The sequence below is a fragment of the Enterobacter cloacae complex sp. AR_0002 genome (assembly GCF_001922365.1).
GTDB lineage: Bacteria > Pseudomonadota > Gammaproteobacteria > Enterobacterales > Enterobacteriaceae > Enterobacter > Enterobacter hormaechei_C.
In genome coordinates, this window is the sequence record NZ_CP018814.1 from 4,343,600 (window position 1) to 4,367,054 (window position 23,455).

Here is a 23,455-nt window from a genome sequence, read left to right on the forward strand (position 1 = left end):
ATGAAAACAAAACTGCTCGTCCTGGCAATGGCCCTCAGCTTCGCTTCGGCGCAGGCGGCGGACCGCATTGCCTTTATCCCGAAACTGGTAGGCGTGGGATTCTTCACCAGCGGCGGCAACGGCGCGAAAGAGGCGGGGAAAGATCTTGGCGTGGACGTGACCTACGACGGCCCGACCGAGCCGAGCGTCTCCGGTCAGGTGCAGCTCATCAATAACTTCGTCAACCAGGGCTATAACGCCATCATCGTCTCTGCCGTGTCACCGGACGGTCTCTGCCCGGCGCTGAAGCGCGCGATGCAGCGCGGCGTCAAGGTCCTGACCTGGGATTCCGACACCAAACCGGAGTGCCGCAGCATCTACATCAATCAGGGGACGCCGGAACAGCTGGGCGGCCTGCTGGTGGAGATGGCGGGCAAGCAGGTCACCAAACCGAACGCGAAAGTGGCGTTCTTCTACTCCAGCCCTACCGTCACCGACCAGAACCAGTGGGTGAAAGAGGCGAAGGCCAAAATCGAGAAAGATCATACTCAGTGGCAGGTCGTCACCACGCAGTTTGGCTATAACGACGCCACCAAATCGTTGCAAACCGCCGAAGGGATCTTAAAGGCCTATCCGGATCTGGATGCGATCATCGCCCCGGACGCCAACGCCCTGCCAGCCGCGGCACAGGCGGCGGAAAACCTGAAGCGGGAAGGGGTGGCGATTGTCGGCTTCAGCACGCCAAACGTGATGCGTCCGTACGTTGAGCGCGGCACGGTGAAAGCCTTCGGCCTGTGGGACGTAGTGCAGCAGGGCAAAATTGCGGTCAATGTCGCCGATCGTTTGCTGAAAAAAGGCGATCTTAACGTCGGCGACAGCGTAGACGTGAAAAATATCGGGACGCTGAAGGTCGAGCCGAACAGCGTGCAGGGCTACCAGTATGAGGCGAAGGGCAACGGCATCGTGCTGCTGCCGGAGCGCGTGGTGTTCACCAAAGAGAACATCAGCAAATACGATTTCTGACGGGGGAGCAAATGGCTGATTTAGACGACATCAAAGACGGCAAGGATTTTGGCATCGGTACGCCGCAGCAGAATGTGCCGTACACCCTGAAGGGCTGCGGCTCGCTCGACTGGGGCATGCAGTCAAGGCTTTCGCGCATTTTCAACCCGCAGAGCAACCGCACGGTGATGCTGGCCTTTGACCACGGCTACTTTCAGGGACCGACCACCGGCCTTGAGCGTATCGATCTCTCCATCGCGCCGCTGTTTGGCGAAACCGACGTGCTGATGTGCACCCGCGGCATCCTCAGGAGCCAGGTACCTGCCGGGACGAACAAACCGGTGGTGCTGCGCGCCTCCGGCGGTAACTCGATTCTGGGCGAACTGTCGAACGAGTGCGTGGCGGTGGCGATGGAAGACGCGCTGCGCCTGAACGTCTGCGCGGTGGCGGCGCAGGTGTACATCGGAAGCGAGTTTGAGCATCAGTCGATCAACAATATCATCAAGCTGGTCGATGCAGGGGCGCGCTACGGCATGCCGACGCTGGCGGTGACGGGCGTGGGGAAAGAGATGGCGCGTGACGCTCGGTATTTTTCGCTGGCAAGCCGCATCGCCGCCGAAATGGGGGCGCAGTTCGTCAAAACCTACTATGTGGACGAGGGCTTTGAAAAAGTGACCGCCAGCTGCCCGGTGCCGATCGTTATCGCGGGGGGCAAAAAGCTGCCGGAGCACGAGGCGCTGGAGATGTGCTGGCGCGCGATAGACCAGGGCGCGTCCGGCGTGGACATGGGGCGCAACATCTTCCAGTCCAGCGCGCCGCTCGCCATGCTGAAGGCGGTGAAGAAAGTGGTTCACGAGAACATGAGCGCCCGGGAGGCGTTCCAGTTCTGGCAGGAAGAGAAACAGGGAGAAGCAAAATGAACGTGACGCTGGTGGAGATCAACATCAAGCCCGAGCGGGTGGACGAGTTTCTGGAGGTATTTCGCGCCAACCACGAGGGGGCGATCAAGGAGCCGGGCAACCTGCGCTTCGACGTATTGCAGGACCCACGGGTGAAAACCCGGTTCTTTATCTACGAAGCCTATAAAGACGAAGAGGCGGTACTGGCGCATAAGCAAACCCCGCACTATCTCGCGTGCGTGGATAAGCTGGAGGAGCTGATGTCGGAGCCGCGCAAAAAACGCAGCTTTGTCGGATTGTTGCCGGAGTAGCGGTTTTGCCTGGTGGCGCTGCGCTTACCGGGCCTACGGGTACGGGGGGTGTTGATTTTGTAGGCCGGGTAAGCGCAGCGCCACCCGGCGTTGTTCACGCCAGCTCCAGCAACTGAATACGCGCCGTCGCGCCCGGCATCAGCTTTTGCAGATTGCTCACCAGCTCATCGCCAGCTTCCTGTAATGCCGCCAGCGGCATCGACGGCAGGCTTTCGAGAATAAACCACATGGACTGCGCCTGGCTGTCCAGACGCGTGCGTATCCCCTGTCGCCAGTTCCAGCGGCGGCAGGTGATGCCAAGATCGTCACGCCAGATAACTTCGCCTGGCTCCGGATTTTCGACTACCGGCTCACCCTCTTTGACGGTATCAAAAGGCTCACTGCCGTCGGCCAGCGTCAGGCGCGGCGCTCCCGAGTAAGCCGCCAGATTTTCTCCCCCTACCGGAATAGCGTAGCGGATACTGATGGCATTATAGATATCCACCACCGGGTCGAGCGGCGGCAGCGAACCGTCTCTCATCACGCGCTTGCGCAGGGCCGAGGCCGAGCAGGGCGTACGTTTGGGTTTTGCACCAAAGGCTTTAAACACCTCATCCCAGGCGGCGAGATGATTTTCTGCCCAGGGCACATCATCATTGAGCATCTGCTGGCAGGCCTGCGCCAGCGCAGCGGGCGCAACCTCCGGTTGGGTAATCGGGGCAGCTTCAACCAGAATGCTCAGCGCCCGAAAGCCGGGCGCGATCCCGACAAGTCGCGAATCTATTGACGGTGTTACAAGAGACATAAATAATCCTGTATTGACTGTTTTATACCATGGTAGTGACCAATGACTGATAAAGTCAATATAATGACCGATGCGGGTGCCGATGTTGCCCAGGTAAGCCTGGCCGTCGCGAACCGTATCCGCAGCTGGCGGAAAGAGAAAAAACTGTCGCTGGACGAGCTTTCTCGCCGCGCCAGCGTCAGCAAAGGCATGCTGGTGGAGATCGAAAAAGGGGCTGCCAACCCCAGCATTGCCATTCTGTGTAAACTGGCCGCCGCGCTTGGCGTCTCGGTGGCAGATATCGTTAACGTCTCCAGCGAGCCGCAGATACACATTATTCAGGAAGAGGCGATCCCGGTTCTGTGGCAGGGCGCACAGGGCGGTTACGCCAGATTGCTGGCAGGCACCGCAGGCCCGGATATGATTGAGCTGTGGCAGTGGGAGATGCATCCGGGAGAAACGTTCACTTCTCCGGGACATCCGGCGGGAACGTTTGAGCTGCTGCATGTGAACGAAGGCGTATTAACCCTGACGGTGGACGAGACGGTGGCACAGGTTAATGCTGGCGCGTCGGCGGTGGCGAAAACGGAAGCGGCGCACGGCTATGCCAATGAAAGCGATACCGTGCTTCGCTTCACCATGACGGTGGCAGAGTTTCACCGATAAAAAGCAGCCCGGTGGCGCTACGCTTACCGGGCTTGCATATGCAGTATGTTGTAGGCCGGGAAAGCGTAGCGCCACCCGGCTTTTTTTACGCCTCTTCCACACTCACCCGCAGCGCCGCCAGCGCCTTACGCGCCGCCTTCAGCACCTGCTCACACTGCTCAATGGTGAGCGTCAACGGTGGTTCAATGCGGATGGTTTTCGAGTTGTTAAGCGTTCCCGCCACCAGTACCCGCTGGCGGAACATCTCGCTTGCGAAGCTATAACCGGTTTCGTTATCAACGAACTCAATCGCCATCAGCATCCCTTTCCCGCGCGCATCCTGTACCAGATCCGGGTATTCCCGGCCCAGCTGGCGGAAGCCGTCCAGCAGCATGTCGCCTTTCTGCTCCGCCTGCGCAGGCAGGTTTTGCTCCAGCAGCACGTTGATGGTCGCCAGCGCGGCCGCGCAGGCCAGCGGGTTACCGCCAAAGGTGGTGGTATGCAGGAATGGATTGTCGAACAGCACCGAGAACACCTCTTCAGTGGCGACCGTTGCGCCAATCGGCATCACGCCGCCGCCGAGCGCTTTTGCCAGGCACAGAATATCCGGCTGAACGTTCTCATGCTCACAGGCGAACATCTTGCCGGTGCGCCCCATCCCGGTCTGCACTTCGTCGAGGATCAGCAGCGCGCCAATCTCATCGCACAGCTGACGCACGGCGGGCAGATAGCCCTGCGGCGGGAGGATCACGCCGCCTTCACCCTGAATCGGCTCCAGGATCACCGCCGCCACGTCGTCGCCGGTTTTACGGCATTCGCCGAGCATGGTGCGCATGGCGTTGATGTCGCCGAACGGTACGTGGCGGAAGCCCGGCAGCAGCGGCATAAACGGTTTACGGAAAGTGGATTTAGCGGTCGCCGACAGCGCGCCCAGGGATTTCCCGTGGAACGCGCCGCTGGTGGCGATAAAGGTAAATTTCCCGCGTGGCGACTGGTACGCTTTGGCGAGTTTAATCGCCGCTTCGACCGATTCGGTGCCGCTGTTGCTGAAGAAGCTGTATTTCAGTTTGCCGGGCGTTAAGGCTGCCAGCGTTTTCGCGAGCATGGCGCGAAGCGGATCGAGCAGTTCCTGGCTATGGAGAGGTTGTTTCGCAAGTTGATTCTGTACGGCGGAAACCACAACTGGATTACGGTGCCCCACGTTGAAAATACCAAAACCACCCAGGCAATCGATAAACTCCTGTCCCTGGGTGTCGACAAGCGTATTCAGACTGCCCGCTTGCCACTCTACGGCTCCGTAATCCCCGCCGGCGGTAACAGATTTGCGATACTCCAGAAAACCAGGATTCACATGCTCTTTAAAGTAATCAATGACCTCACGGTTAAGTTGTTTCATCTCCTCATGATCAAGCGTTCGCTTTTCAATGAGATTCAGTGCGTGCGCGGTACAGGCAAGAGCCGAGGCGCTGGAAGGTAACCTGTTCAAAATATGCTCCCGGGGATCGCGTATCACATGATACTGAGTTAATTATTGCAGGGATTACGCCACCTCAGATGCCTTAACAAAAATCGGGATAAACGCCAGGTGAAATCAAATTTGCACAATATTTAATCATGCCATTGCGCGCCGCACGGGATAAGGGATAACGAGCCGGGGATGGGGTGTCGTCAATTGCACTACCCCAGGGCAGGAAATGCGCCTTAAGTGTGCGCCGGGGGATCATGCTTTGTAGGTAGTTTCGTCTCGAAAGTATTTTAAATCAATTAATTAGAAAAACGCACGAAAAGTGCGGTTTAACCGAGATTTGCGATCTCAATCATATTTAACAACTAAAGATAAATTTTTTATCGCCGAAAAAAACATAAGCCACAAAATTAACATTCAAATAACCTGCAAGGGATGCTCACTATGTCCTCTCCTGACTATGTCACCCAGAATGAATATCCGCTGGACGATGACACCACGCTTATGTCGACCACCGACCTCCACAGCTACATGACCCACACTAACGACACCTTTGTGCAAGTGAGCGGCTTTACGCTCCAGGAGCTGCTCGGGCAACCGCACAACATTGTGCGCCATCCGGATATGCCGAAAGCGGCTTTTGCCGACATGTGGTACACGCTGCAAAAGGGCGAACCCTGGAGCGGGATTGTCAAAAACCGACGTAAAAATGGCGATCACTATTGGGTACGCGCCAATGCGGTACCGATGGTGCGTAACGGCCAGATGACGGGCTATATGTCCATTCGTACCCGCGCCACCGAGGACGAGGTCGCCGCAGTGGAGCCGCTTTATAAGGCGCTCAACGAAGGACGTAGCAAAAAACGCATTCATAAAGGGCTGGTGGTGCGCAAAGGCTGGCTCGGCAAATTACCGGCGATGCCGCTGCGCTGGCGCGTGCGCAGCGTAATGGCGGTACTTTTTGCGGTGATGGCCGCAACGCTGGTTGCCAGTGCTGCGGGCTGGGCTTCGCTGGTGGCGGCAGCCGTGGTGATGCTGCTTGGCACCCTGGTGTTTGAACAACAGATTGTCCGCCCGGTGGAAAACGTCGCACGGCAGGCGCTCAGGGTCGCTACCGGAGAGCGTAACAGCGTGCAGCATCTTAGCCGCAGCGATGAACTGGGGCTGACGCTGCGGGCCGTCGGACAGCTGGGGCTGATGTGCCGCTGGCTGATCAACGACGTCTCCAGCCAGGTGGTGAGCGTGCGCGACGGCAGCGACAGGCTGGCGCAGGGCAATGAAGATCTCAACGATCGCACGCGCCAGACCGTGGCTAACGTGCAGCAGACCGTGGCAACAATGAACCAGATGGCGGCGTCGGTGCAGAGTAACTCTGAGACCGCAGCCGAAGTCGACAAGCTGTCGATGGCCGCCAGCAGCGCGGCCACGCAGGGGGGCACCGTGATGCAGACCGTGGTGAAAACCATGGATGACATAGCCGACAGTACCCAGCGCATTGGCTCTATTACCTCGCTTATCAATGACATTGCCTTCCAGACCAATATTCTGGCGCTGAACGCCGCGGTTGAGGCGGCACGCGCGGGCGAGCAGGGGAAAAGCTTTGCGGTGGTGGCGGGCGAAGTGCGTCATCTTGCCAGCCGCAGCGCGAATGCAGCTAACGATATTCGTAAGCTGATCGACGCCAGCGCCAGCAAAGTGCAGTCGGGCGCCGATCAGGTCCACGCCGCGGGACGTACCATGGATGATATTGTCGAGCAGGTGAAAAACGTCACGCAGCTTATCGCGCAGATCAGCCACGCCACCTCAGAGCAGGCGACAGGCCTGACAGAGCTGACCCGTGCCGTGGCAGAGCTGGACAGCATTACGCAGAAAAATGCTGACCTGGTCGAAGAGAGCGCGCAGATTTCCGCGATGGTTAAGCACCGGGCCGGACGTCTTGAAGATGCGGTTACCGTGCTGCATTAAGAAATGCATGCTTCGATAAAGCCGTTTATTCCTCCGGGGTAAACGGCTTTTTTGTTTTTCAGAATACGTTATGTTGTTAATGAAATATTAAGTAACTAAAAAAAGCACCCGTTTTTTAATTGCTACGCCCCGGATTTATTGAAAGTGGGAAATAAAAAAACGATCAAAGTCATAAAGTTAGAGAGTTTCCTGTCGATAACAGCGATCGTCTGAGAAATAATCACATCGATGGGGTAAATATGTTCATACATGACGTAAAGATCGGCACGAAATTATTTCTGGCGTTTGGATTATTTATTGTCCTGATGGTCGTCAGCGCAAACTTGTCTCTGATGAGCCTGAATCGGGCAAACAATGGAATGCAAACCATCCTTACCAGCGATTATCCAACGACGGTAAAAGCGAACCAGTTAATCGACAACTTCCAGGAATTTATCAGCACGCAGCAGCTCATGCTGCTGGACGAACAGGGGACGTACACGGCGCAATCAGAGCAGCGTCTGAAGGCGATCAGCGAGCGCATCGCCGCAATCCTGAGCGAGCTGGACAACGCTCTCAAGGATAAAAAATCCCAACAGGTGCTGGCCGATATCCACGGCGTGCGCCAGCAATATCTTGACTCGCGCTACCGCATTTTGCAGGCCGTGCAGAATAACGACCGTGCGGGCGCGATAAACGAAATGATGACCAACACCCTGAACCTGCAACAGTCCTATAAAGCGAAAGTGCAGGCGTTGATTGCGATCCAGGACCATGAAATGCAGAGTGCGGGCGAGCAGGTGGAAGGTGATTTCCGCACCAATCGTCTCCTGCTGATCCTGATTACGCTTTTTAGCGTCGCGGCAGCCAGCCTGACTGGCTGGTTCATTGTGCAATCCATTACCCGCCCGCTGAACGACGCGGTGAATTTTGCGGAGGCCATTGCCGATGGCGATCTCACCGGCAGCATTACCTCGCACGGTAAAGATGAAACCGGACTGCTACTCACCGCACTGATGGAGATGAAAACGCGCCTGCTGGAGATTGTGCAGCAGGTGCAAACCGGATCGGAAAACATCTCCAGCGCCGCCGCGCAGATTGTCGCGGGCAACCAGGATCTGGCTGCCCGCACGGAGGAGCAGGCCAGTTCCGTTGAACAGACGGCCGCGTCGATGGAGCAGATCACCGCTACGGTGAAGAATACCGCGTCCCACACCGGAGAAGCGACGAACCTGTCTGCCGATGCGGCTGCTGTGGTCAAAAACAACGGCGAGATGATGAAGCAGGTCACCAGCAAGATGCGCCTGATCAACGAAACATCGAACAGGATGTCCGACATTATCGACCTGATCGACGCCATTGCCTTCCAGACTAATATTCTGGCGCTGAACGCGGCGGTCGAAGCGGCGCGCGCGGGTGAGCATGGTCGTGGCTTTGCGGTGGTGGCGGGCGAGGTACGTCAGCTCGCGCAGAAAAGTGCAACATCCGCAAGTGAGATCCGCCAGCTGATTGAAAGCTCCACAAGCCAGACGCAGGACGGCATGAACCTTGTGGAGAAGGCCAGCGGGCTTATCAACGGCATGGTCGGCAACGTGGAAGAGATGGACGTCATCCTGCGTGAGATTCGCCAGGCCAGCCACGAACAGACGGAAGGCATCTCGCAGATCAACAGCGCGATTGGCCTGATAGACGCCACCACCCAACAGAACTCCGCGCTGGTGGAGGAGTCCGTTGCGGCGGCGGCATCCCTTAACGAACAGGCCATGCACCTGAAAGAGCTGGTCCGCGTGTTCCGCGTGAGCGACGGCGTGCTGGCTTAATCCAGCTGGGAGATCTCCAGTGCCGCGCGGTCAATCACGCCGATAATCTGTTTTAACTGCGCGTCGCTGAGCTCTCCCTGATTAACCTTCAGATCCAGAACCGCTTTGAAGTTATCCAGCGCCCGCTTCATCTGCGGGTTTTTGCGCAGCTGGAAACCGACGGAGCGCGCCTTGATACGCGTCTGGATCTGCTCCAGCTGTTCCCGGTTATCTTCCAGCCACTGTTCTCCGGCGGCGTTAATCGCAATCCGCTTACGGCCGTTCTCTTCTTCGGTAATGGTGATAAGCGCCTGATCCTGCAAGTAATCCAGCGTCGGATAGATCACGCCAGGGCTTGGCGTGTAATGTCCCTGCGTCAGGTTCTCGATCTCTTTGATCAGCTCATAACCATGGCTCGCGTTGCGGGTCAGGATATCCAGGATCACCAGCCGCAGATCGCCATGACCAAAAAATCGTGGCCGGCGTCCGCCGCCGTCGTGTTCGTGTCGCATGTTTCTTCCTCAATTTGATATATCTAAAATATATCTAAGATATATTCAGATGCAATCTAAAAAATCTTGATTTCTGAGTTAATAGCAATCATTATCATTAAAAATTCATTCCGATATATCGTATTCACCTGAGAAGGGCATCAACATGGCATCTACCCGTTACCCTCAACGTGTCCGCAATGACCTGCGTTTTCGTGAGCTTAACGTGATGCGCACTGAGCGAGTCAGTGCAGGATTTCAGCGCATTGTGCTAGGCGGCGAGGCGCTGGAGGGCTTTAGCTCTCGCGGCTTTGACGACCATACCAAAGTCTTTTTCCCGGCACCGGGCACCACTTTCGTGCCGCCTGTGGTGACTGATGAAGGCATCGACTGGGGCGACGGCGTGCGTCCGCAAGCGCGTGACTATACCCCGCTGTACGATGACGAAAAACATGAGCTGGCGCTCGATTTCTTCGTTCATGATGGTGGCATTGCCAGCAACTGGGCGGTAGAGGCGAAGGTGGGCGACAAGCTGACCATCGGCGGTCCGCGTGGTTCGCTGGTGGTGCCGGAAGATTACGCCTGGCAGCTGTACGTGTGCGACGAGTCGGGCATGCCCGCGCTGCGCCGCCGTTTAGAAGGCATCGCAAAACTGCCTGTTCGCCCGGCGATCCACGCCATCGTCACCGTGGGCGATGCGACGTACCAGGACTATCTGGCGCACCTGAGCGGGTTCAACATCACCTGGGTTATCGGCCACAACGAGCAGGCGGTGGCCGACCATCTTGCCGCGCTGGCCGTGCCGGAAGAGGATTACTTTATCTGGCTGACCGGAGAGGGGAAAGTGGTAAAACGCCTGAGCCGTCAGTTTGAAACCGACGCAATTGACCCACAGCTGGTGCGTGCCAGCGCGTACTGGCACGCCAAATAATCAGGCAGCGGGATCCAGCTGCGCTTCGCTCACCTGATGTTCGAGCGAGGCGCATACCTCTTTCAGCGCTTTCTCCTGCTGGGCAAAGTAGGCTTCCATATTGCTGAGCGACGAGACGAGCAGCCAGGACTCTTCTTTCTCCAGCTCTGCCAGCTCGTTCACCAGGGTGTCGATTTGCTCACGCACCTGCGCCATTTTTTTGCGAATACGTTCCAGGTCGTTCAGCCTGTCGCTCGCCATCATCGGTTCAAACCCTTGTTGCAGACGGGCGACCAGCAAGCGAATGGCCTTCACGTCGCCGCGCTGTTTGGCCTGGTTGAGTTGCACCATCATCCTGTTGGCTTCTTCTTTTAAATCATCGGCAACCAGATCCGGGTGGCATAGCTTACTCGCCTGACGCCAGAGCCGCTTCAGCTCGTTCCGATCCTCTTCAGAGAGATCCTTGCCTTTACGCAGGCGAACTTCGGCATCATGATGCTGTTCGCGATACTTCTTGTACTCTTCGTTGGCCTCATCGCGCGCCTGACGTGCTGGCTCTTCTTCACGCGTTAACCCGGTCTCCAGCTCCATCGCTTCGGCCAGCAGGTTGGCAATCAGATTACTTTGCTGCTGAAGATGCTTGCGCGCCTCTGCCGCCTGAACGGAATCCGCAGGCAGATCTCGCCAGCGCCGGGTGAGCGTTGTCAGAACCTCTACGGCCTGCGCCATATAGCTCTGGCAGCGGCGGTAATCCTCTTCCCGACGACGCGTCTCCGCCTGCTGACGACGCAGGTTAAGCTCCGCCAGCGTTTTACGCAGGGCGAGGATCTGCTGCATCAGCGGCCCGAGGCGGGAGAAATAGAGATCGTTGAACTCATCAAGCTGCTGTACCCGGGCGTTACGGCGATCAATCAGATCGCGCAGACGCTCTTCCAGGGCTTTTAGCTCCAGCTTGCTGGCCGCCAGCTGCGGGTCACGCCACGGGGTAACGGCGCGCTGGCTTTGCAGCCAGGTGGTGATAGCGCGAAGGGCTGCGGTGTAGTTTTTCTGCTCAAGCGCCGCGACGATGGACAGGAGTTCATCGTCAAAGGCTTCCTCTTTGAGACGTTTAAGCTGGCTCCGGATGATGTCGTCATCTTCCAGCTCAATGGCATTTTTAATGATTTCTAGCCGTTTGATCGGTGTGCTCATGATGCCTTTCGCTCTGGCGCTTAAGTATTTGAGTTAAAGTTAGTTGTTGTAAAAGCTACAGGAAATAATACACACGGATGATGATCGGCGCGATGGGGGATTTCTTTAGTTTTTAGGGTTTGTGAGGGGAAGCGGCAGGCCGGGCTACGTGTGGTGGATTACTTACAAAAAAGCCACTCAATCGAGTGGCTTAACTGGATGATTCTAAAGCTAAAATTTGGTGGCCCCTGCTGGACTTGAACCAGCGACCAAGCGATTATGAGTCCCAAACTTAAAGCTTATAAAACAATAAGTTACTTTAATTTCAACGTCTTGCGCCGTCGAATAGTGGGGAATATGAAAGCATAGTGAATAGGTTTGCTGCCATTTTGCTGCCATCAAATCAGATTTAAGGGGTTGTACTCCACTGCTTCTGTCAGATGGTCTGGGGCGAAATGAGCATAGCGCATCGTCACCTTAATATCAGTATGTCCAAGGATACGCTGCAGTACAAGAATGTTACCCCCGCGCATCATAAAGTGGCTTGCAAATGTGTGCCGTAGAACGTGTGACAGCTGCCCGTCAGGTAGCTCAATCCCCGCTCGCTTAATTGCCCCACGAAACGCAGAATAGCACCCCGTAAAGACTGGTTTTGATGTTCTTACTTTTGGGAGTATTTCGTAAAGCTCATCACTTATTGGAACGGCGCGGTTTTTCTTGCCCTTGGTTTTGATATAAGTGATTTTGCCGGGGCTTATTTGCTTGCCTGTTAGTGACTCCGCCTCGCCCCATCGTGCGCCGGTTGCAAGGCATATTTTGACGATGGTTACTAAATCTACCGCTTTACTTTTCTCACACTCTGCCAGCAGTTGCTTGACTTCTTCGACTGTGAGCCAGGCCAGCTCTGCCTCATCAATTTTAAATTCCCGGACGTTTTCGAGCGGATTGGGCGCACTCCAGTCATCCAGCCTTTTCAGTTCGTTGAACATGGCGCGGAAATACGCCAGCTCAAGATTAACGGTGCGGGGTGTCACTGCTTTTACCCGATCAGAACGTGTAATTTTCCCGCTTAAACGTTGCTCACGGTAGGTTGCAAAAAGCTTGGCGTTAAATTCAGTTGCAAGAGGGTTGCCCATGGCGAAGCAGGCAAACTCCATCGCCCCCTTACGCTTGAGGCCATCAGAGAGTGTAACTCCATGAGCATTGAACCAAGTTTCAACAAGGTCTGTAACCCGTCGCTTATCTGCTTTCTCTCCTAACCAAGGCTTATCCTGTGCTTGATCCTTAATGTGGCGTTCAAAGGCCATGGCTTCCCCTTTGGTGGCGAATTGGCGACGAATACGCCGCCCATCCCTACCGTTGGGGAAGACCTGAGCCTGCCACTTTCCATTGCTTAATTTGCTTACTGCCATTCTGCAGGCCTATTGAGATATAGAATTATTATCACGCATTAAGGTTTGCCAGTGTTCTTCACTGAGGATTTTGAGCGGAACTCCTTTATTGTCACGATAATCAATAGCCTGTTCTATCTTTCTTCCGAAGCTTTGAAATTTCCAATCCTTAGAGCTGAGGGCACCAATAATTAGATAGTCCAAATCTTGAGTAACACGATCAACAATTTGGCAGCCAAGCTTTAAAAGGTCACTTTCACATTGTCTACGGGAGCCACATAGAAACTTACCAGTGAGACAGACTTTACTATCTGTAGGGTTAAACTCATCAATTAGGTCAACAGGTGATGTTGTGGAATATCCATCCACAATACCCTCAGAAATATTTGAGCCAGTGAAAGCAGTAATTTCTTGTAATAATTTGGTGCGTTCTTCGTCTGTGATCACCCCATCACTCAGGATTGATTGAACCAGTTCGTAAAGATGTTTGCCGGGATAGTTGCTTTTTAAAGCTGCATTTGTAGATAAGAACCAGTTTAAATAGCTGATTTCTTCATCGCTCAAATGATAGTCGGAAGCAAGCCCCTTACATAGACCCTCTAGCAAATGCTTGTCAGAGTCAGCTGAGTAAAGGTCTATGTTAGGAGTATCCATCAATCCGAGTTGCATTTCATGGAGCAGGTCTTTCAATTCGTCTAATTCAGCTTTTTCAACTACACCATCCGAAAGGATTTCACTTATTTTATTTCTGATGCAGTTTACGAAATAATTTTGGGAAAGAACGTCTGATTCCATCAGCCACGTATCAAGGAAAATCATTTCTTTTTCACTTAGTTTCCCGTCACAGGTCATCCCTTCAATTAGGTTGATTAAGTTAGCGATGGCTTTATCTCTATTGTGTGTATAGTTGAAAGCGCTAAATTGAGTCATACCAATATTCCTTATTCAGTAAACGTTATTTTGCTGATCACTCTGCCATTGGCTTCAATATCCGATGGTGTGCACTCAAAGGATGCGGGGCCATTTTCTACGCGTAAACGTCCGCCTGGAAGACGGTAAACCTGTCTGATACTCATAAAGCCATCTATTTCAATCAACCAGATTCCATCGTTGATCTCTCCCCTGAACTCGTCCACTAGATAGAACGAATTTTCAAACTTCACAATGAATGGGGCAGTTGTGTCTTGAGGTAAAAGGCGAGAGTCGTAGCGAACTTGGTCAGAGGATGAAAAAATCCCGTTTGAGATTTCTTTTAATTGCAAAGGCAATCCACTGTCGCTATCTGCTTTTGTTGTGGGCAAGCCTTGTCCTGTAGTTAACCAAAGCATAGATGCACCTGTATCAAGATGGCAGGCAATGAGCCAATCATGTGGAAAAGTATCGCGCATCCAACGGTTTGCCATAGTGCTCTGGGATACCCCAAGGTGATCGCACAAAGCCTGTCTGGTACTGAATCCATAGGCCTGGAGGATACGTGTTATCGCTTCCTTTCCACCACTTTGAGATGGAAAGTTGTATTTTGAGATCGCGGAAAGGGTCTCTTTTGTGTTTGACATATTTAAAATGCGATCCTATCATCGGTTTTGTGGTGTTCGGAATGATTGCGAATAGTTCCGAATAGTGAAGTTTTTAAACACAAACTGAGGAATAGTGCATCATGAAAAGCAATTTTTCAATGCGCCCCAGCATCAACCTTGTGGTATCTGAGCCATTCATCACACTGGATGAGTTCTGTCGCCGTACTGGTTATAAGCCAAGCTATGCCCGTCAAATGATCCGGGAAAACCGCCTGCCTATCAGGAAAAAAGCCGGAGTTAACAGCCTTATCGAAATCAACATGTTCGCGTTGACGATGGAAGCGGCCCAAGGCTGCGAAGTCGCAATGCAAGCCTGATAGTTCCATTTTGGGATAGAAAAGGATTTACATCATGTTTGATTATCGTGTTTCCAAACATCCGCATTTTGACGAAGCCTGCCGGGCTTTTGCGCTGCGTCACAACATGGCGAAGCTTGCAGAACGTGCGGGGATGAACGTCCAGACGCTGCGTAACAAACTGAACCCGGAGCAACCGCATCAGCTCACGCCGTCGGAAATCTGGCTGCTTACCGATCTTACTGAGGACTCCACGCTGGTTGACGGTTTTCTGGCCCAGATTCACTGCCTGCCATGCGTGCCGATGAACGAAGTGGCAAAAGAGAAGCTGCCGCATTACGTCATGAGCGCTACTGCTGAAATCGGACGTGTTGCTGCCGGTGCCGTATCGGGTGATGTGAAAACCACCGCAGGCCGCCGCGATGTTATCAGCAGCATTAACTCTGTTACTCGTCTGATGGCACTGGCTGCCGTTTCGATGCAGGCGCGTTTACAGGCCAACCCGGCGATGGCAAGCGCGGTGGATACCGTGACGGGCCTCGGCGCTTCGTTCGGTCTGATCTGAGGTGGTTATGCTGACTAAAGAACCATCTTTCGCGTCACTTCTCATAAAGCAAAGCCCGGCAATGCATTACGGTCACGGCTGGATCATGGGGAAGGATGGCAAACGCTGGCACCCGTGCCGCTCTCAGGATGAACTGCTGGCTGACCTGTCCACAACCAAACAGGGGAAATCATGGCTATTGAAGGCGCTACGGCGACTGTTCCATTAAGCCCCGGTGAACGCCTGGACGGACTGAACCATATTGCGGAATTGAGGGCTAAAGTGTTTGGTCTGAATCTTGAGCCGGAGCTTGAAAGGTTTATTAAAGATATGCGCGATCCACGCGACGTAAATAATAAACAGAATGAGCGGGCACTGGCAGCCATTTTTTATATGGCAAAAATTCCGGCAGAACGTCACGGCGTCAATATTAGTGATCTGACTACTGACGAAAAGCGGGAACTGGTGAAAGCAATGAATCATTTTCGTGCAGTGGTGAGCTTATTTCCCAAACGGCTAACCATGCCGAATTAATCCACAACAGAAATTAATGGCGTAAACCCGCCGGGCTTCTTATTGCCCAAATTCAGGAGAAACAACTATGCGAAATATCGAAACCCGTACCACTAAAACCGGACCAGATGATGCTGGACTCAACCTGTTGCTGACTGAGGCACGCAAAGAAGAACGCCGGGGACGCGCAGATGTGATGGCTGCACGTCTGGATTCTTTAGCTGCTCGTATCGTGTCACGTCAGCTTAACCACACGGAAGCGGATGAGCTGCTACGTCAGGAAGCGGTGAAGATTCAGAACGAAGCGCAGGAGATTCACTGATGGCTGATTCAATGGGCCTTGTACAGCAGCGCGTTGAAGAAGAACGCCAGCGCCACATCCACACCGCCCGAAATAAAACGCCGGGCGTTTCCCGTGTTCTCTGCATTGATTGCGATGCGCCGATCCCGCCAGCTCGCCGCCGCGCCATTCCGGGCGTGCAGTGCTGCGTCACCTGTCAGGAAATTTCAGAGCTTAAAGGCAAACACTACAACGGAGGTGTTGTATGAGCACTATCCTGAAATGGGCGGGAAATAAAACCGCCATCATGCCGGAACTGATTAAGCACCTTCCTGCTGGCCCGCGACTGGTTGAACCTTTCGCGGGTTCATGCGCTGTAATGATGGCGACAGACTATCCTCATTATCTTGTCGCGGATATTAACCCTGATTTAATAAATCTATATCGGGAGATAGCAACAAACGCATCAGATTTTATTGAGCGTGCCAAACATCTGTTTAAAATATTCAATAGTGAAGATGGTTATTATGATAGCCGGGATTCATTCAATCATGATAAAGACCCTGAATGGCGCGCGCCGCTGTTTTTATTCTTAAATCGCCACTGTTACCGTGGTCTTTGCCGTTATAACAAAAAGGGTGAGTTTAACGTCCCTTACGGTAATTATAAAAAACCGTATTTTCCTGAAAATGAAATACGCGCTTTTGCTGAAAAAGCTACCCGCGCCACGTTCATTTGCGCCAGCTATGACGAAACTTTGGCATTATTAGTGCCTGGGGATGTTATTTATTGCGATCCGCCTTATGACGGTACTTTCAGTGGCTATCACACTGCCGGTTTTACTGAGGACGATCAGTATCATCTGGCCTCTATTCTTGAGCGCCGTGCATCAGAAGGCCATCCGGTCATCGTTTCGAACAGCGACACTTTCCTGACTCGTTCCCTGTATCGCAATTTCACTCATAACCGTATTAACGTAAAACGCAGCATTGGTATTGCTGCAGGCGAAGGGAAAACCGCAGACGAACTGATTGCTGTACTCAAACCGAAAGTATGGGCTGGCTTTGATCCAGCTGGCGGCCCTGATTACTCGGTCGTGCATGAGGTGCGCGCGTGAGTCATCACGAAGTTGAAAAGCACGGCGGTGCAGAAGATTCTGCCGCTGCTTTTGCCTGGAATGTACCTAAAAAGGCGATTAACCCCTACATGGACCCGGCGGAAGAAGCGCCGGTTTCTGCGCTTTCAAACCTGATTACTCTCTATGTTGCGGATAACGAGCAGGAGCAGCTGCGCCGCGAGGCCCTGAGTAATGAGGTCTGGGAACGCTATTTCTACAATGAATCCCGTGATCCTGTTCAGCGAGAAATGGAGCAGGATCAGCTGATAAGCCGCGCCAAAATGGCCCGCGAGCAGCAGAAATTCAACCCCGATCTGGTCATCGTTGCTGACGTGAGCGCCCAACCGGCGCATATCAGTAAGCCGCTGCTTGAACGGATTAAATATTTCGAGGGCCTGGGCAAGCCGAAGGCATATTCCCGCTATCTGCGTGAAACTATCAGGGCGTGCCTTGAACGCCTGGAGCGCGTGCGTACCAGCCAGGTTTCTGCCTCGTTCCGTTTTATGGCAAGCCACGACGGGCTGGAGGGCCTGCTGGTCCTGCCGGAAATGTTCCAGGAGCAGGTCAAGCGGTTATCTACCCTGGTGGCGGCACACATGAGCATGTGTCTGGATGCTGCCTGCGGTGAGCTGTTTACGGATGAAAACGTTACGCCGGAAGAGATCCGCCGGTCATGGGAAAGGGTGGCCGCTGAGGCCATGCGCCTTGATATTATCCCGCCTGCTTTCGAGCAGCTGCGCCGTAAAAAGCACCGCCGTAAGCCGGTCCCATACGAGCTTATTCCGGGCTCGCTTGCCCGTATGCTTTGCGCGGACTGGTGGTATCGCAAGCTGTGGCGGATGCGGTGTGAATGGCGGGAAGAACAGCTGCGCGCTGTCTGCCTGGTCAACAAAAAAGCGTCCCCGTATGTCAGCTATGAAGCCGTGATCCACAAACGCGAGCAGCGCCGCAAATCGCTGGAGTTCTTCCGCTCGCATGAGCTGATCAATGAAGACGGCGATACGCTGGACATGGAAGACGTGGTGAACGCCAGCAACAGCAACCCGGCACACCGCCGTAATGAAATGATGGCCTGTGTTAAGGGGCTGGAGCTGATCGCGGAAATGCGCGGAGACTGTGCGGTGTTTTATACCATCACCTGCCCGTCACGCTTCCACGCAACCCTTAACAACGGCAGACCTAATCCGAAGTGGACCAGTGCCACTGTCAGGCAGAGCAGTGACTATCTGGTTGATACATTCGCCGCTTTCCGCAAGGCCATGCACAAGGCCGGGCTGCGCTGGTATGGCGTCCGCGTGGCAGAGCCGCACCATGACGGCACCGTGCACTGGCATCTTCTGTGCTTCATGCGCAAAAAAGACCGCCGTTCCATCACTGCGATGCTGCGCAAGTTTGCCATCCGTGAAGACCGCGAGGAGCTGGGCACCAATACGGGGCCGCGCTTCAAGTCCGAGCTAATCAACCCGCGCAAGGGCACGCCGACCAGCTACATTGCCAAATACATCAGCAAGAACATTGACGGGCGGGGGCTGGCTAAAGAAATCAGCAAAGAAACCGGCAGATCACTGCGTGACAGCGCCGAGCATGTCAGCGCCTGGGCGTCACTGCATCGTGTCCAGCAGTTCCGTTTCTTTGGTATTCCGGGGCGTCAGGCATACCGAGAGCTGCGCTTGCTGGCTGGTCAGGCGGCGAGAGTGCAGGGTGAACGCAAAGCGGGCGCACCAGTACTGGATAACCCGCGTCTGGATGCGGTGCTGGCGGCAGCTGATGCGGGCTGCTTTGCCACCTACATCATGAAGCAGGGCGGTGTGCTGGTTCCCCGCAAACATCACCTTGTCCGCACAGCTTATGAGCTTAACGACGAACCGAGCGCCTACGGCGATCACGGTATCCGTATCTATGGTATCTGGTCCCCGATTGCAGAGGGCAAGATTTGCACGCACGCGGTGAAGTGGAAAAAGGTTCGCAAGGCCGTTGACGTTCAGGAGGCGGAAGCCGACCAGGGCGCTTGCGCCCCTTGGACTCGTGGCAATAACTGTCCCCCTGTTGAAAATCTGAACAAATCAGGGGGGGGTTTACCCGAGATTAAAACCATGAATGAGAAGGAGCTGCAGGAATATCTCCACAACATGGGCCAGAAGGAACGGCGGGAGCTGACAGCCAGGCTAAGGCTGGTAAAACCGAAGCGGAAAAAAGCATATAAACAGACTATTTCGGATCAGCAGCGCCTGCAGCTTGAGGCAGAACTGAGTTCCAGAGGGTTCGGTGGTAGCGAGTCAGAGATTGACCTGCTTCTGCGCGGCGGCAGTATTCCGTCAGGTGCCGGGCTGCGTATTTTTTACCGCAACCACCGTCTGCAGGAAGATGACAAATGGCGTCAGTGGTACTGATGCCGCAGCTTTAACAATTCTTGCTCTTATTGATCCGCATCAGAGCGATCTAATTGACCGATAAAAAACGGTTTACATTCGCAAATCCCTACTATACTGTAATTATAAACAGTGGATATATATACAGTTGTTGTGTATCCGAGGTAGTGATAGGAGGGAAAATGCAGGATTATCTTTTGGAGTCATTGAAGCTCCAGCGCATTGATTTTTTTATCAAGCTTGTAGCGGCTAGTGAGTGCAGCGACGAAGAAAAGCGGCTGGCTATCCAGTGGGTGTCCGAACTGACCGATGAGCTGATGGAAAAAATCAGGAATCATGAGTACAGCCGAGCCATGGGCGTTTCAAGTTAGAGGTGAATCTGTATGCGCATTGAAATAATGATCGATAAAGAGCAGAAGATTAGCCAGGCTACACTGGACGCCCTTGAATCCGAGCTTTACCGTAATTTGCGCCCTCTGTATCCCAAAACAGCAATTCGTATCCGTAAGGGCAGCGCCAACGGCGTTGAGCTGAGCGGGTTAAAACTGGATGAAGACAAAAAGCGGGTGATGGAAATAATGCAGCAGGTCTGGGAGGACGACAGCTGGTTACATTAGGGAACGTTGCGGACGATAAAACTGGTTTTTACCGTCCGCAAGGTTGAACAACGAGCCACGCGAGGCGTTAGTGCTGTTGTGCATGACTATGCCGCATGAAATCGCATGATCGTTTGAGGATCGTTTTTGCTGAGGCCCGCCAGAACTGGCGGGCTTTTGCTTATGTCATGCAGGTGCATGAAAACCACTACACAAAGCGGGCAGGCGTGGCGGGGCTACGAGCGCGCGGTTTTGGTGTTAATCGTGGTTTTGGCGCCTCAATGTCTGGCGGGCATGGCCATTTTATGGGGGGCTGGTCGTGAGCGCCTGCGCCGTGGTGAGACGCTGCGTTTCGTCGTGAGCTGCCAGATGGCGAAAGCGCAGGACCGCTCAGCGAGGCGCTGAGGCGCTCTGATGGTGAGGCAGGGCATAAGGGAATAAAAAAACCGCCCGGGGAAGGGCGGTTGATATCAAAGGTTGGCCAGGTAGGCGTCAGTCTTCATCGGTCAGGTAGGGGTCAAAGCGTATCACCTCATCACCCAGCCACTCGTTAACTTCTTTGATGCGGCCCTGCAGGGGGGTAAGTTCGTTGCGAACGAAAACGCGCGCCGCTTTTTCCACATCGCCAAACCCGCCGGTATTCGTTGGAATAATCCCCATCAGCTGCGGCGGCACGCGGTGAGCTGCCAGCATGTCATCACGGCTCACATTCTTGATGTTAAGAAACTCATCTTTCGCTGCGACTTCTGACAGCGGGATGATCTGAATGCCGTCTTTCTTGCCGTTCGGGCTGTACATAAACAGGTTGCGGAAGTTGCCTGGCCCTTTCGATTTTTTAAGTGCTTCGCGTATGTTGTCCACGTCTTTCTGATCGGCGGCGGGGTCGCTCATGTACATGATGAAACCAGCATGGCTACCGTTAAGGTAATATTTACGGCGAAAGAGCGTGGCCGATTCATTCAGCAGGGCGGAGGGAATGGCGGAGAGGTATTCCGGCATCCCGTAAAGCTCCTGGTTAACGTCGGGTTCCATCAGATGAAACACGCTTCCCTCATCGAACTGATAGGGCTGCGAGTTGTAGCCATACTGTGCAAACCAGTAGGTGTCCTGGTCAATGCCACGACGGGTATATTTGGCAAGCGAGGCGCGCAGCTCCATGATCTGCCCTAACCTGTTCATGCGTTTTTCAAGGTAGGCATTACCGAATACCAGAAAGTCCTGGGCGAACCGGGAAAAGGCTTGCTTAGACAGCCAGCGGTGAGGGATGAAGGTACTGGTAAGAATATTGCGTTTTACCTGAATAGCGCTGGAGTGATGCACGGCGGCGCGGTAAGTTCGCGCCAGGCCATCCATGCTGATCGGTGGTTCGTACCAGCGGTCTACCTGCACGCACTCCAGGTAATCAAATAACTCCCGGCGGTCCATCACGGGGATCGGATCGCCAAATGTAAACGCCTCCGCATGTGCATTACTGACCATGTTGGCCGTATCGGTGGCGGTCTGGCCGCGCGGTGCCTTGCTGCGGTTTTTGCGGTTAGCCATTAAAAAATCTCCACGATGTTGCTGGTACTGGCGGAAGCTCCTGCCAGTGGTTCGTTATAAAGTGCGTGCATGGTTGCCCAGGCTAAATCCGCGTGGCTGGCTTCCTCTGTGCGGGCTGCTTCGTAGGTTGGCCGGTTGCCGCTGGCGGTGGTTGAACGGCGAATGGACATAAAGGACTGCGCGATATCCAGCATCCCCGCGTCAAACTCCAGACGGCGCCCGCTGATGATGTCGTAGGCTTTAAGCACCAGTGCATTTTTTACGGTTGGGTTGTAGACAAACTCACGCGCGGCAGGGAAAAACTGCTTAACCGTTTTGTAAACGCCATCGCCAACGCCGGTCGAGTCAATGCCGATATAGGTCACGTTGTAGCGTCTGGTGATTTCCTCAATCGCTGAGGCCTGGGCGCGAAAGTCCATCCCGCGCCACTGGTGACGCTCAAGGATACGGAATTTACCGCCGGGGACGACGGGAGGCGCGATGACCACGCAACCGGCGCTGTCACCGTTCTGAGTTCCTTTTGCCGGGTCATAGCCGATCCAGACAGGGTGGTATGCAAACGGACGCAGTAAAAGCGGTTCGAAATCGTCCCAGACATCCCAGCTGTCAACCATGCAGGACTGCAGCAAGGCCAGCGGGAACACGGACGCCAGGTCGTCAACAAACTGACACATCAGCAGGTTGTTGTATTCGTCCGGGCTGTACTCCAGGCGCAGCTGGTCCAGGTCGAAAAGGTTACACCCGCCGTTTACGGCATCTTCAATGGTGACTATCTGGCGGTACTGGCCATCAGGGCATAAAACGCCGTGCGCCAGGCTACTGTGAGAAAGGTCAAATTCTACCCTGTCGGCTTTCGGGCGCCCTTTATTGAACAGGACACCAGACCAGAACGGGTAGGCGCTGTGCGTCAGGCTGGAAGGTGTTGAGAAATAGGTCTGACGCCATTTTTTGTGCAGCGCCATACCGGAGGCCACCTTGCGCAGCTCCTGGAATTTCGGTATCCAGAAATACTCATCAAGATACAGATTGCCGTGATAGCTCTGCGCGGTACGGGCATTTGTACCGAGGAAGTAAAGACAGGCGCCGTTAGGCAGCACCATCGGATCGCCTTTCAGCTCAACATCCACCTCTTTTGCGAAGTCGATGATGTACTGTTTAAAAACGTGTGCCTGAGCTTTACTCGCTGACAGAAAGATTTGATTTCGGCCCGTGGTCAGGGCGTCTATCAACGCTTCACGGGCGAAATAGTAGGTTGCACCGATCTGGCGTGACTTTAAGAGGTTGCGGATACGGTGCTTGATGCCAGCGTCCCACCAGTGGCGCTGGTACTCGAACATACCGGCGCGGAAAATCTCTTCCAGCTTTTCGATCTGTTCGTCGGTAAACAGGTTTTTTTCCGGCGGCTTGCGCGGACCTTTATTGCGGTTCGCCACGTTCGGATTCAGGTCTGCTTCATTCCCGCCATTGTTAAATTTGCCGATTCTGGCCTGTCGTTCGGACTGACGCGCCAGCAGGTCAATTTCTTTAAAATCCTTTCCTTCCTTCTGCTCCTTCATGACGAGCTGGCAGTAACGTGCGGCGGTGGTGAGCTGCATCTGATCCAGTGGGCCATATTCGCCCCACTTATCGCGTTTTTTCCAGCTGTGAACGGTTGCAACTTTCTCGCCCAGCATTTCAGCAATGCGGGCTACGCGGTATCCCTGAAAGTACATCAGCATTGCCTGACGACGGGGATCGAGGTCTGCGGGGGTCAGTGTTGTCATGGCACAAACATACGGCCTCAAATCAGCACTTTCCCCGGCTTCGCATTGTGTGGGAGTTCGCACAAGCCCAACGCGTTGTTTACACGCGC

The 23,455-nt window shown here is 54.2% G+C and carries 27 protein-coding genes; 18 read left to right on the forward strand and 9 right to left on the reverse strand.

The genetic code is table 11. The annotated features are described in order from the left end of the window. Genes lsrB through lsrG form a run of 3 tightly spaced genes read left to right on the forward strand, consistent with a single transcriptional unit; the run spans position 1 to position 2,191 of the window. Positions 1-1,002, forward strand: a complete 1,002-nt coding sequence (lsrB, locus tag AM329_RS21505) for an autoinducer 2 ABC transporter substrate-binding protein LsrB (RefSeq protein ID WP_032607948.1) — start codon at positions 1-3, stop codon at positions 1,000-1,002. Positions 1,003-1,013: 11 nt separating this feature from the next. Then, complete coding sequence (gene lsrF, locus AM329_RS21510; protein WP_032607947.1) at positions 1,014-1,901, forward strand: 3-hydroxy-5-phosphonooxypentane-2,4-dione thiolase; 888 nt, start codon at positions 1,014-1,016, stop codon at positions 1,899-1,901. Continuing rightward, positions 1,898-2,191 carry a (4S)-4-hydroxy-5-phosphonooxypentane-2,3-dione isomerase gene (gene lsrG / locus AM329_RS21515; RefSeq protein ID WP_003862606.1) on the forward strand — a complete coding sequence of 98 codons (294 nt, stop codon included), beginning with the start codon at positions 1,898-1,900 and terminating at the stop codon, positions 2,189-2,191. The genes lsrF and lsrG overlap by 4 nt, the downstream gene beginning before the upstream one ends. 94 nt (positions 2,192-2,285) lie before the next feature. Here lsrG and AM329_RS21520 read toward each other — a convergent pair whose 3' ends face one another. Next, positions 2,286-2,975: a B3/4 domain-containing protein gene (locus AM329_RS21520; protein WP_003862604.1), complete on the reverse strand. Its 690-nt coding sequence runs from the start codon at positions 2,973-2,975 to the stop codon at positions 2,286-2,288. A gap of 42 nt (positions 2,976-3,017) precedes the next feature. Here AM329_RS21520 and AM329_RS21525 point away from each other — a divergent pair, with 42 nt between their 5' ends. Continuing rightward, a complete protein-coding gene (locus AM329_RS21525) occupies positions 3,018-3,620 on the forward strand; it encodes a helix-turn-helix transcriptional regulator (RefSeq protein ID WP_003862602.1) in 603 nt (200 codons plus the stop codon). A gap of 85 nt (positions 3,621-3,705) precedes the next feature. Here the strand turns inward: AM329_RS21525 and ygjG are convergent, their stop codons facing one another. After that, positions 3,706-5,085 carry a putrescine aminotransferase gene (gene ygjG / locus AM329_RS21530; RefSeq protein ID WP_032607946.1) on the reverse strand — a complete coding sequence of 460 codons (1,380 nt, stop codon included), beginning with the start codon at positions 5,083-5,085 and terminating at the stop codon, positions 3,706-3,708. Between the two features lie 423 nt (positions 5,086-5,508). On the opposite strand from ygjG, the gene AM329_RS21540 reads away from it, so the two are divergent. Then, the gene (locus tag AM329_RS21540) at positions 5,509-7,029 is read left to right on the forward strand and encodes a PAS domain-containing methyl-accepting chemotaxis protein (protein ID WP_032607945.1); all 1,521 of its coding nucleotides are present in this window, start codon (positions 5,509-5,511) and stop codon (positions 7,027-7,029) included. Between the two features lie 239 nt (positions 7,030-7,268). Then, positions 7,269-8,828: a methyl-accepting chemotaxis protein gene (locus AM329_RS21545; RefSeq protein ID WP_032607942.1), complete on the forward strand. Its 1,560-nt coding sequence runs from the start codon at positions 7,269-7,271 to the stop codon at positions 8,826-8,828. Here AM329_RS21545 and AM329_RS21550 read toward each other — a convergent pair. Then, on the reverse strand, positions 8,825-9,319 hold the full coding sequence (locus tag AM329_RS21550; RefSeq protein ID WP_003862595.1) for a PadR family transcriptional regulator: 495 nt from the start codon (positions 9,317-9,319) through the stop codon (positions 8,825-8,827). The genes AM329_RS21545 and AM329_RS21550 overlap by 4 nt on opposite strands. A gap of 145 nt (positions 9,320-9,464) precedes the next feature. On the opposite strand from AM329_RS21550, the gene AM329_RS21555 reads away from it, so the two are divergent. Next, a complete protein-coding gene (locus AM329_RS21555; protein ID WP_032607938.1) occupies positions 9,465-10,229 on the forward strand; it encodes a siderophore-interacting protein in 765 nt (254 codons plus the stop codon). Here AM329_RS21555 and AM329_RS21560 read toward each other — a convergent pair whose 3' ends face one another. The 4 genes from AM329_RS21560 to AM329_RS21575 form a co-directional block, all read right to left on the reverse strand. Next, the gene (locus AM329_RS21560) at positions 10,230-11,399 is read right to left on the reverse strand and encodes a DNA repair ATPase (protein ID WP_003862593.1); all 1,170 of its coding nucleotides are present in this window, start codon (positions 11,397-11,399) and stop codon (positions 10,230-10,232) included. Positions 11,400-11,776: 377 nt separating this feature from the next. After that, the gene (locus AM329_RS21565) at positions 11,777-12,790 is read right to left on the reverse strand and encodes a tyrosine-type recombinase/integrase (RefSeq protein ID WP_032610576.1); all 1,014 of its coding nucleotides are present in this window, start codon (positions 12,788-12,790) and stop codon (positions 11,777-11,779) included. 9 nt (positions 12,791-12,799) lie between these two features. Beyond that, a complete protein-coding gene (locus AM329_RS21570) occupies positions 12,800-13,699 on the reverse strand; it encodes an NAD-dependent DNA ligase (RefSeq protein ID WP_075155270.1) in 900 nt (299 codons plus the stop codon). Positions 13,700-13,710: 11 nt separating this feature from the next. Further along, on the reverse strand, positions 13,711-14,325 hold the full coding sequence (locus AM329_RS21575) for a phage repressor protein CI (protein WP_032610574.1): 615 nt from the start codon (positions 14,323-14,325) through the stop codon (positions 13,711-13,713). Positions 14,326-14,426: 101 nt separating this feature from the next. Here AM329_RS21575 and AM329_RS21580 point away from each other — a divergent pair, with 101 nt between their 5' ends. The 11 genes from AM329_RS21580 to AM329_RS25910 all read left to right on the forward strand — a co-directional run bounded on the left by AM329_RS21580 (position 14,427) and on the right by AM329_RS25910 (position 20,466). Continuing rightward, a complete protein-coding gene (locus AM329_RS21580) occupies positions 14,427-14,663 on the forward strand; it encodes a hypothetical protein (RefSeq protein WP_015386350.1) in 237 nt (78 codons plus the stop codon). 34 nt (positions 14,664-14,697) lie between these two features. Further along, positions 14,698-15,207: a phage regulatory CII family protein gene (locus tag AM329_RS21585; protein ID WP_015386351.1), complete on the forward strand. Its 510-nt coding sequence runs from the start codon at positions 14,698-14,700 to the stop codon at positions 15,205-15,207. A gap of 7 nt (positions 15,208-15,214) precedes the next feature. Then, positions 15,215-15,415, forward strand: a complete 201-nt coding sequence (locus tag AM329_RS21590; RefSeq protein ID WP_015386352.1) for a phage filamentation protein Fil family protein — start codon at positions 15,215-15,217, stop codon at positions 15,413-15,415. Continuing rightward, positions 15,379-15,720: a DUF5347 domain-containing protein gene (locus AM329_RS21595; protein ID WP_032610572.1), complete on the forward strand. Its 342-nt coding sequence runs from the start codon at positions 15,379-15,381 to the stop codon at positions 15,718-15,720. Before AM329_RS21590 ends, AM329_RS21595 begins: the two co-directional genes overlap by 37 nt. A 67-nt stretch (positions 15,721-15,787) precedes the next feature. Further along, the gene (locus AM329_RS21600) at positions 15,788-16,021 is read left to right on the forward strand and encodes a DUF2732 family protein (protein ID WP_032610571.1); all 234 of its coding nucleotides are present in this window, start codon (positions 15,788-15,790) and stop codon (positions 16,019-16,021) included. Beyond that, positions 16,021-16,248 (forward strand): TraR/DksA family transcriptional regulator, encoded by a 228-nt coding sequence (locus AM329_RS21605; protein WP_032610570.1) that lies wholly within the window; start codon positions 16,021-16,023, stop codon positions 16,246-16,248. The genes AM329_RS21600 and AM329_RS21605 overlap by 1 nt, the downstream gene beginning before the upstream one ends. Beyond that, the gene (locus AM329_RS21610) at positions 16,245-17,096 is read left to right on the forward strand and encodes a DNA adenine methylase (RefSeq protein ID WP_032610569.1); all 852 of its coding nucleotides are present in this window, start codon (positions 16,245-16,247) and stop codon (positions 17,094-17,096) included. The genes AM329_RS21605 and AM329_RS21610 overlap by 4 nt, the downstream gene beginning before the upstream one ends. Beyond that, positions 17,093-19,486: a replication endonuclease gene (locus AM329_RS21615; RefSeq protein ID WP_032610567.1), complete on the forward strand. Its 2,394-nt coding sequence runs from the start codon at positions 17,093-17,095 to the stop codon at positions 19,484-19,486. Before AM329_RS21610 ends, AM329_RS21615 begins: the two co-directional genes overlap by 4 nt. Positions 19,487-19,647: 161 nt before the next feature. Then, positions 19,648-19,836 carry a hypothetical protein gene (locus AM329_RS21620; protein WP_032610566.1) on the forward strand — a complete coding sequence of 63 codons (189 nt, stop codon included), beginning with the start codon at positions 19,648-19,650 and terminating at the stop codon, positions 19,834-19,836. Between the two features lie 12 nt (positions 19,837-19,848). Beyond that, on the forward strand, positions 19,849-20,082 hold the full coding sequence (locus tag AM329_RS21625) for a DinI family protein (protein ID WP_001217561.1): 234 nt from the start codon (positions 19,849-19,851) through the stop codon (positions 20,080-20,082). A 177-nt stretch (positions 20,083-20,259) separates the two neighbouring features. Beyond that, the gene (locus AM329_RS25910) at positions 20,260-20,466 is read left to right on the forward strand and encodes a hypothetical protein (RefSeq protein WP_057979947.1); all 207 of its coding nucleotides are present in this window, start codon (positions 20,260-20,262) and stop codon (positions 20,464-20,466) included. Positions 20,467-20,553: 87 nt separating this feature from the next. Here AM329_RS25910 and AM329_RS21635 read toward each other — a convergent pair whose 3' ends face one another. Further along, on the reverse strand, positions 20,554-21,603 hold the full coding sequence (locus AM329_RS21635) for a phage portal protein (protein WP_032610563.1): 1,050 nt from the start codon (positions 21,601-21,603) through the stop codon (positions 20,554-20,556). Beyond that, complete coding sequence (locus tag AM329_RS21640; protein ID WP_032610561.1) at positions 21,603-23,366, reverse strand: terminase ATPase subunit family protein; 1,764 nt, start codon at positions 23,364-23,366, stop codon at positions 21,603-21,605. The genes AM329_RS21635 and AM329_RS21640 overlap by 1 nt, the downstream gene beginning before the upstream one ends. Positions 23,367-23,455: the final 89 nt, after the last annotated feature.

Coding starts and splice junctions, on each gene's coding strand:
- AM329_RS21635 (WP_032610563.1), bottom strand. CDS start 21,603: ATGGCTAACCGCAAAAACCGCAGCAAGGCACCGCGCGGCCAGACCGCC.
- lsrF (WP_032607947.1), top strand. CDS start 1,014: ATGGCTGATTTAGACGACATCAAAGACGGCAAGGATTTTGGCATCGGT.
- AM329_RS21585 (WP_015386351.1), top strand. CDS start 14,698: ATGTTTGATTATCGTGTTTCCAAACATCCGCATTTTGACGAAGCCTGC.
- AM329_RS21640 (WP_032610561.1), bottom strand. CDS start 23,366: ATGACAACACTGACCCCCGCAGACCTCGATCCCCGTCGTCAGGCAATG.
- AM329_RS21605 (WP_032610570.1), top strand. CDS start 16,021: ATGGCTGATTCAATGGGCCTTGTACAGCAGCGCGTTGAAGAAGAACGC.
- AM329_RS21525 (WP_003862602.1), top strand. CDS start 3,018: ATGACTGATAAAGTCAATATAATGACCGATGCGGGTGCCGATGTTGCC.
- AM329_RS21565 (WP_032610576.1), bottom strand. CDS start 12,790: ATGGCAGTAAGCAAATTAAGCAATGGAAAGTGGCAGGCTCAGGTCTTC.
- lsrG (WP_003862606.1), top strand. CDS start 1,898: ATGAACGTGACGCTGGTGGAGATCAACATCAAGCCCGAGCGGGTGGAC.
- AM329_RS21550 (WP_003862595.1), bottom strand. CDS start 9,319: ATGCGACACGAACACGACGGCGGCGGACGCCGGCCACGATTTTTTGGT.
- AM329_RS25910 (WP_057979947.1), top strand. CDS start 20,260: ATGAAAACCACTACACAAAGCGGGCAGGCGTGGCGGGGCTACGAGCGC.
- AM329_RS21575 (WP_032610574.1), bottom strand. CDS start 14,325: ATGTCAAACACAAAAGAGACCCTTTCCGCGATCTCAAAATACAACTTT.
- AM329_RS21580 (WP_015386350.1), top strand. CDS start 14,427: ATGAAAAGCAATTTTTCAATGCGCCCCAGCATCAACCTTGTGGTATCT.
- AM329_RS21595 (WP_032610572.1), top strand. CDS start 15,379: ATGGCTATTGAAGGCGCTACGGCGACTGTTCCATTAAGCCCCGGTGAA.
- AM329_RS21570 (WP_075155270.1), bottom strand. CDS start 13,699: ATGACTCAATTTAGCGCTTTCAACTATACACACAATAGAGATAAAGCC.
- lsrB (WP_032607948.1), top strand. CDS start 1: ATGAAAACAAAACTGCTCGTCCTGGCAATGGCCCTCAGCTTCGCTTCG.
- AM329_RS21520 (WP_003862604.1), bottom strand. CDS start 2,975: ATGTCTCTTGTAACACCGTCAATAGATTCGCGACTTGTCGGGATCGCG.
- AM329_RS21545 (WP_032607942.1), top strand. CDS start 7,269: ATGTTCATACATGACGTAAAGATCGGCACGAAATTATTTCTGGCGTTT.
- AM329_RS21610 (WP_032610569.1), top strand. CDS start 16,245: ATGAGCACTATCCTGAAATGGGCGGGAAATAAAACCGCCATCATGCCG.
- AM329_RS21560 (WP_003862593.1), bottom strand. CDS start 11,399: ATGAGCACACCGATCAAACGGCTAGAAATCATTAAAAATGCCATTGAG.
- AM329_RS21540 (WP_032607945.1), top strand. CDS start 5,509: ATGTCCTCTCCTGACTATGTCACCCAGAATGAATATCCGCTGGACGAT.
- AM329_RS21600 (WP_032610571.1), top strand. CDS start 15,788: ATGCGAAATATCGAAACCCGTACCACTAAAACCGGACCAGATGATGCT.
- AM329_RS21555 (WP_032607938.1), top strand. CDS start 9,465: ATGGCATCTACCCGTTACCCTCAACGTGTCCGCAATGACCTGCGTTTT.
- AM329_RS21625 (WP_001217561.1), top strand. CDS start 19,849: ATGCGCATTGAAATAATGATCGATAAAGAGCAGAAGATTAGCCAGGCT.
- AM329_RS21590 (WP_015386352.1), top strand. CDS start 15,215: ATGCTGACTAAAGAACCATCTTTCGCGTCACTTCTCATAAAGCAAAGC.
- AM329_RS21620 (WP_032610566.1), top strand. CDS start 19,648: ATGCAGGATTATCTTTTGGAGTCATTGAAGCTCCAGCGCATTGATTTT.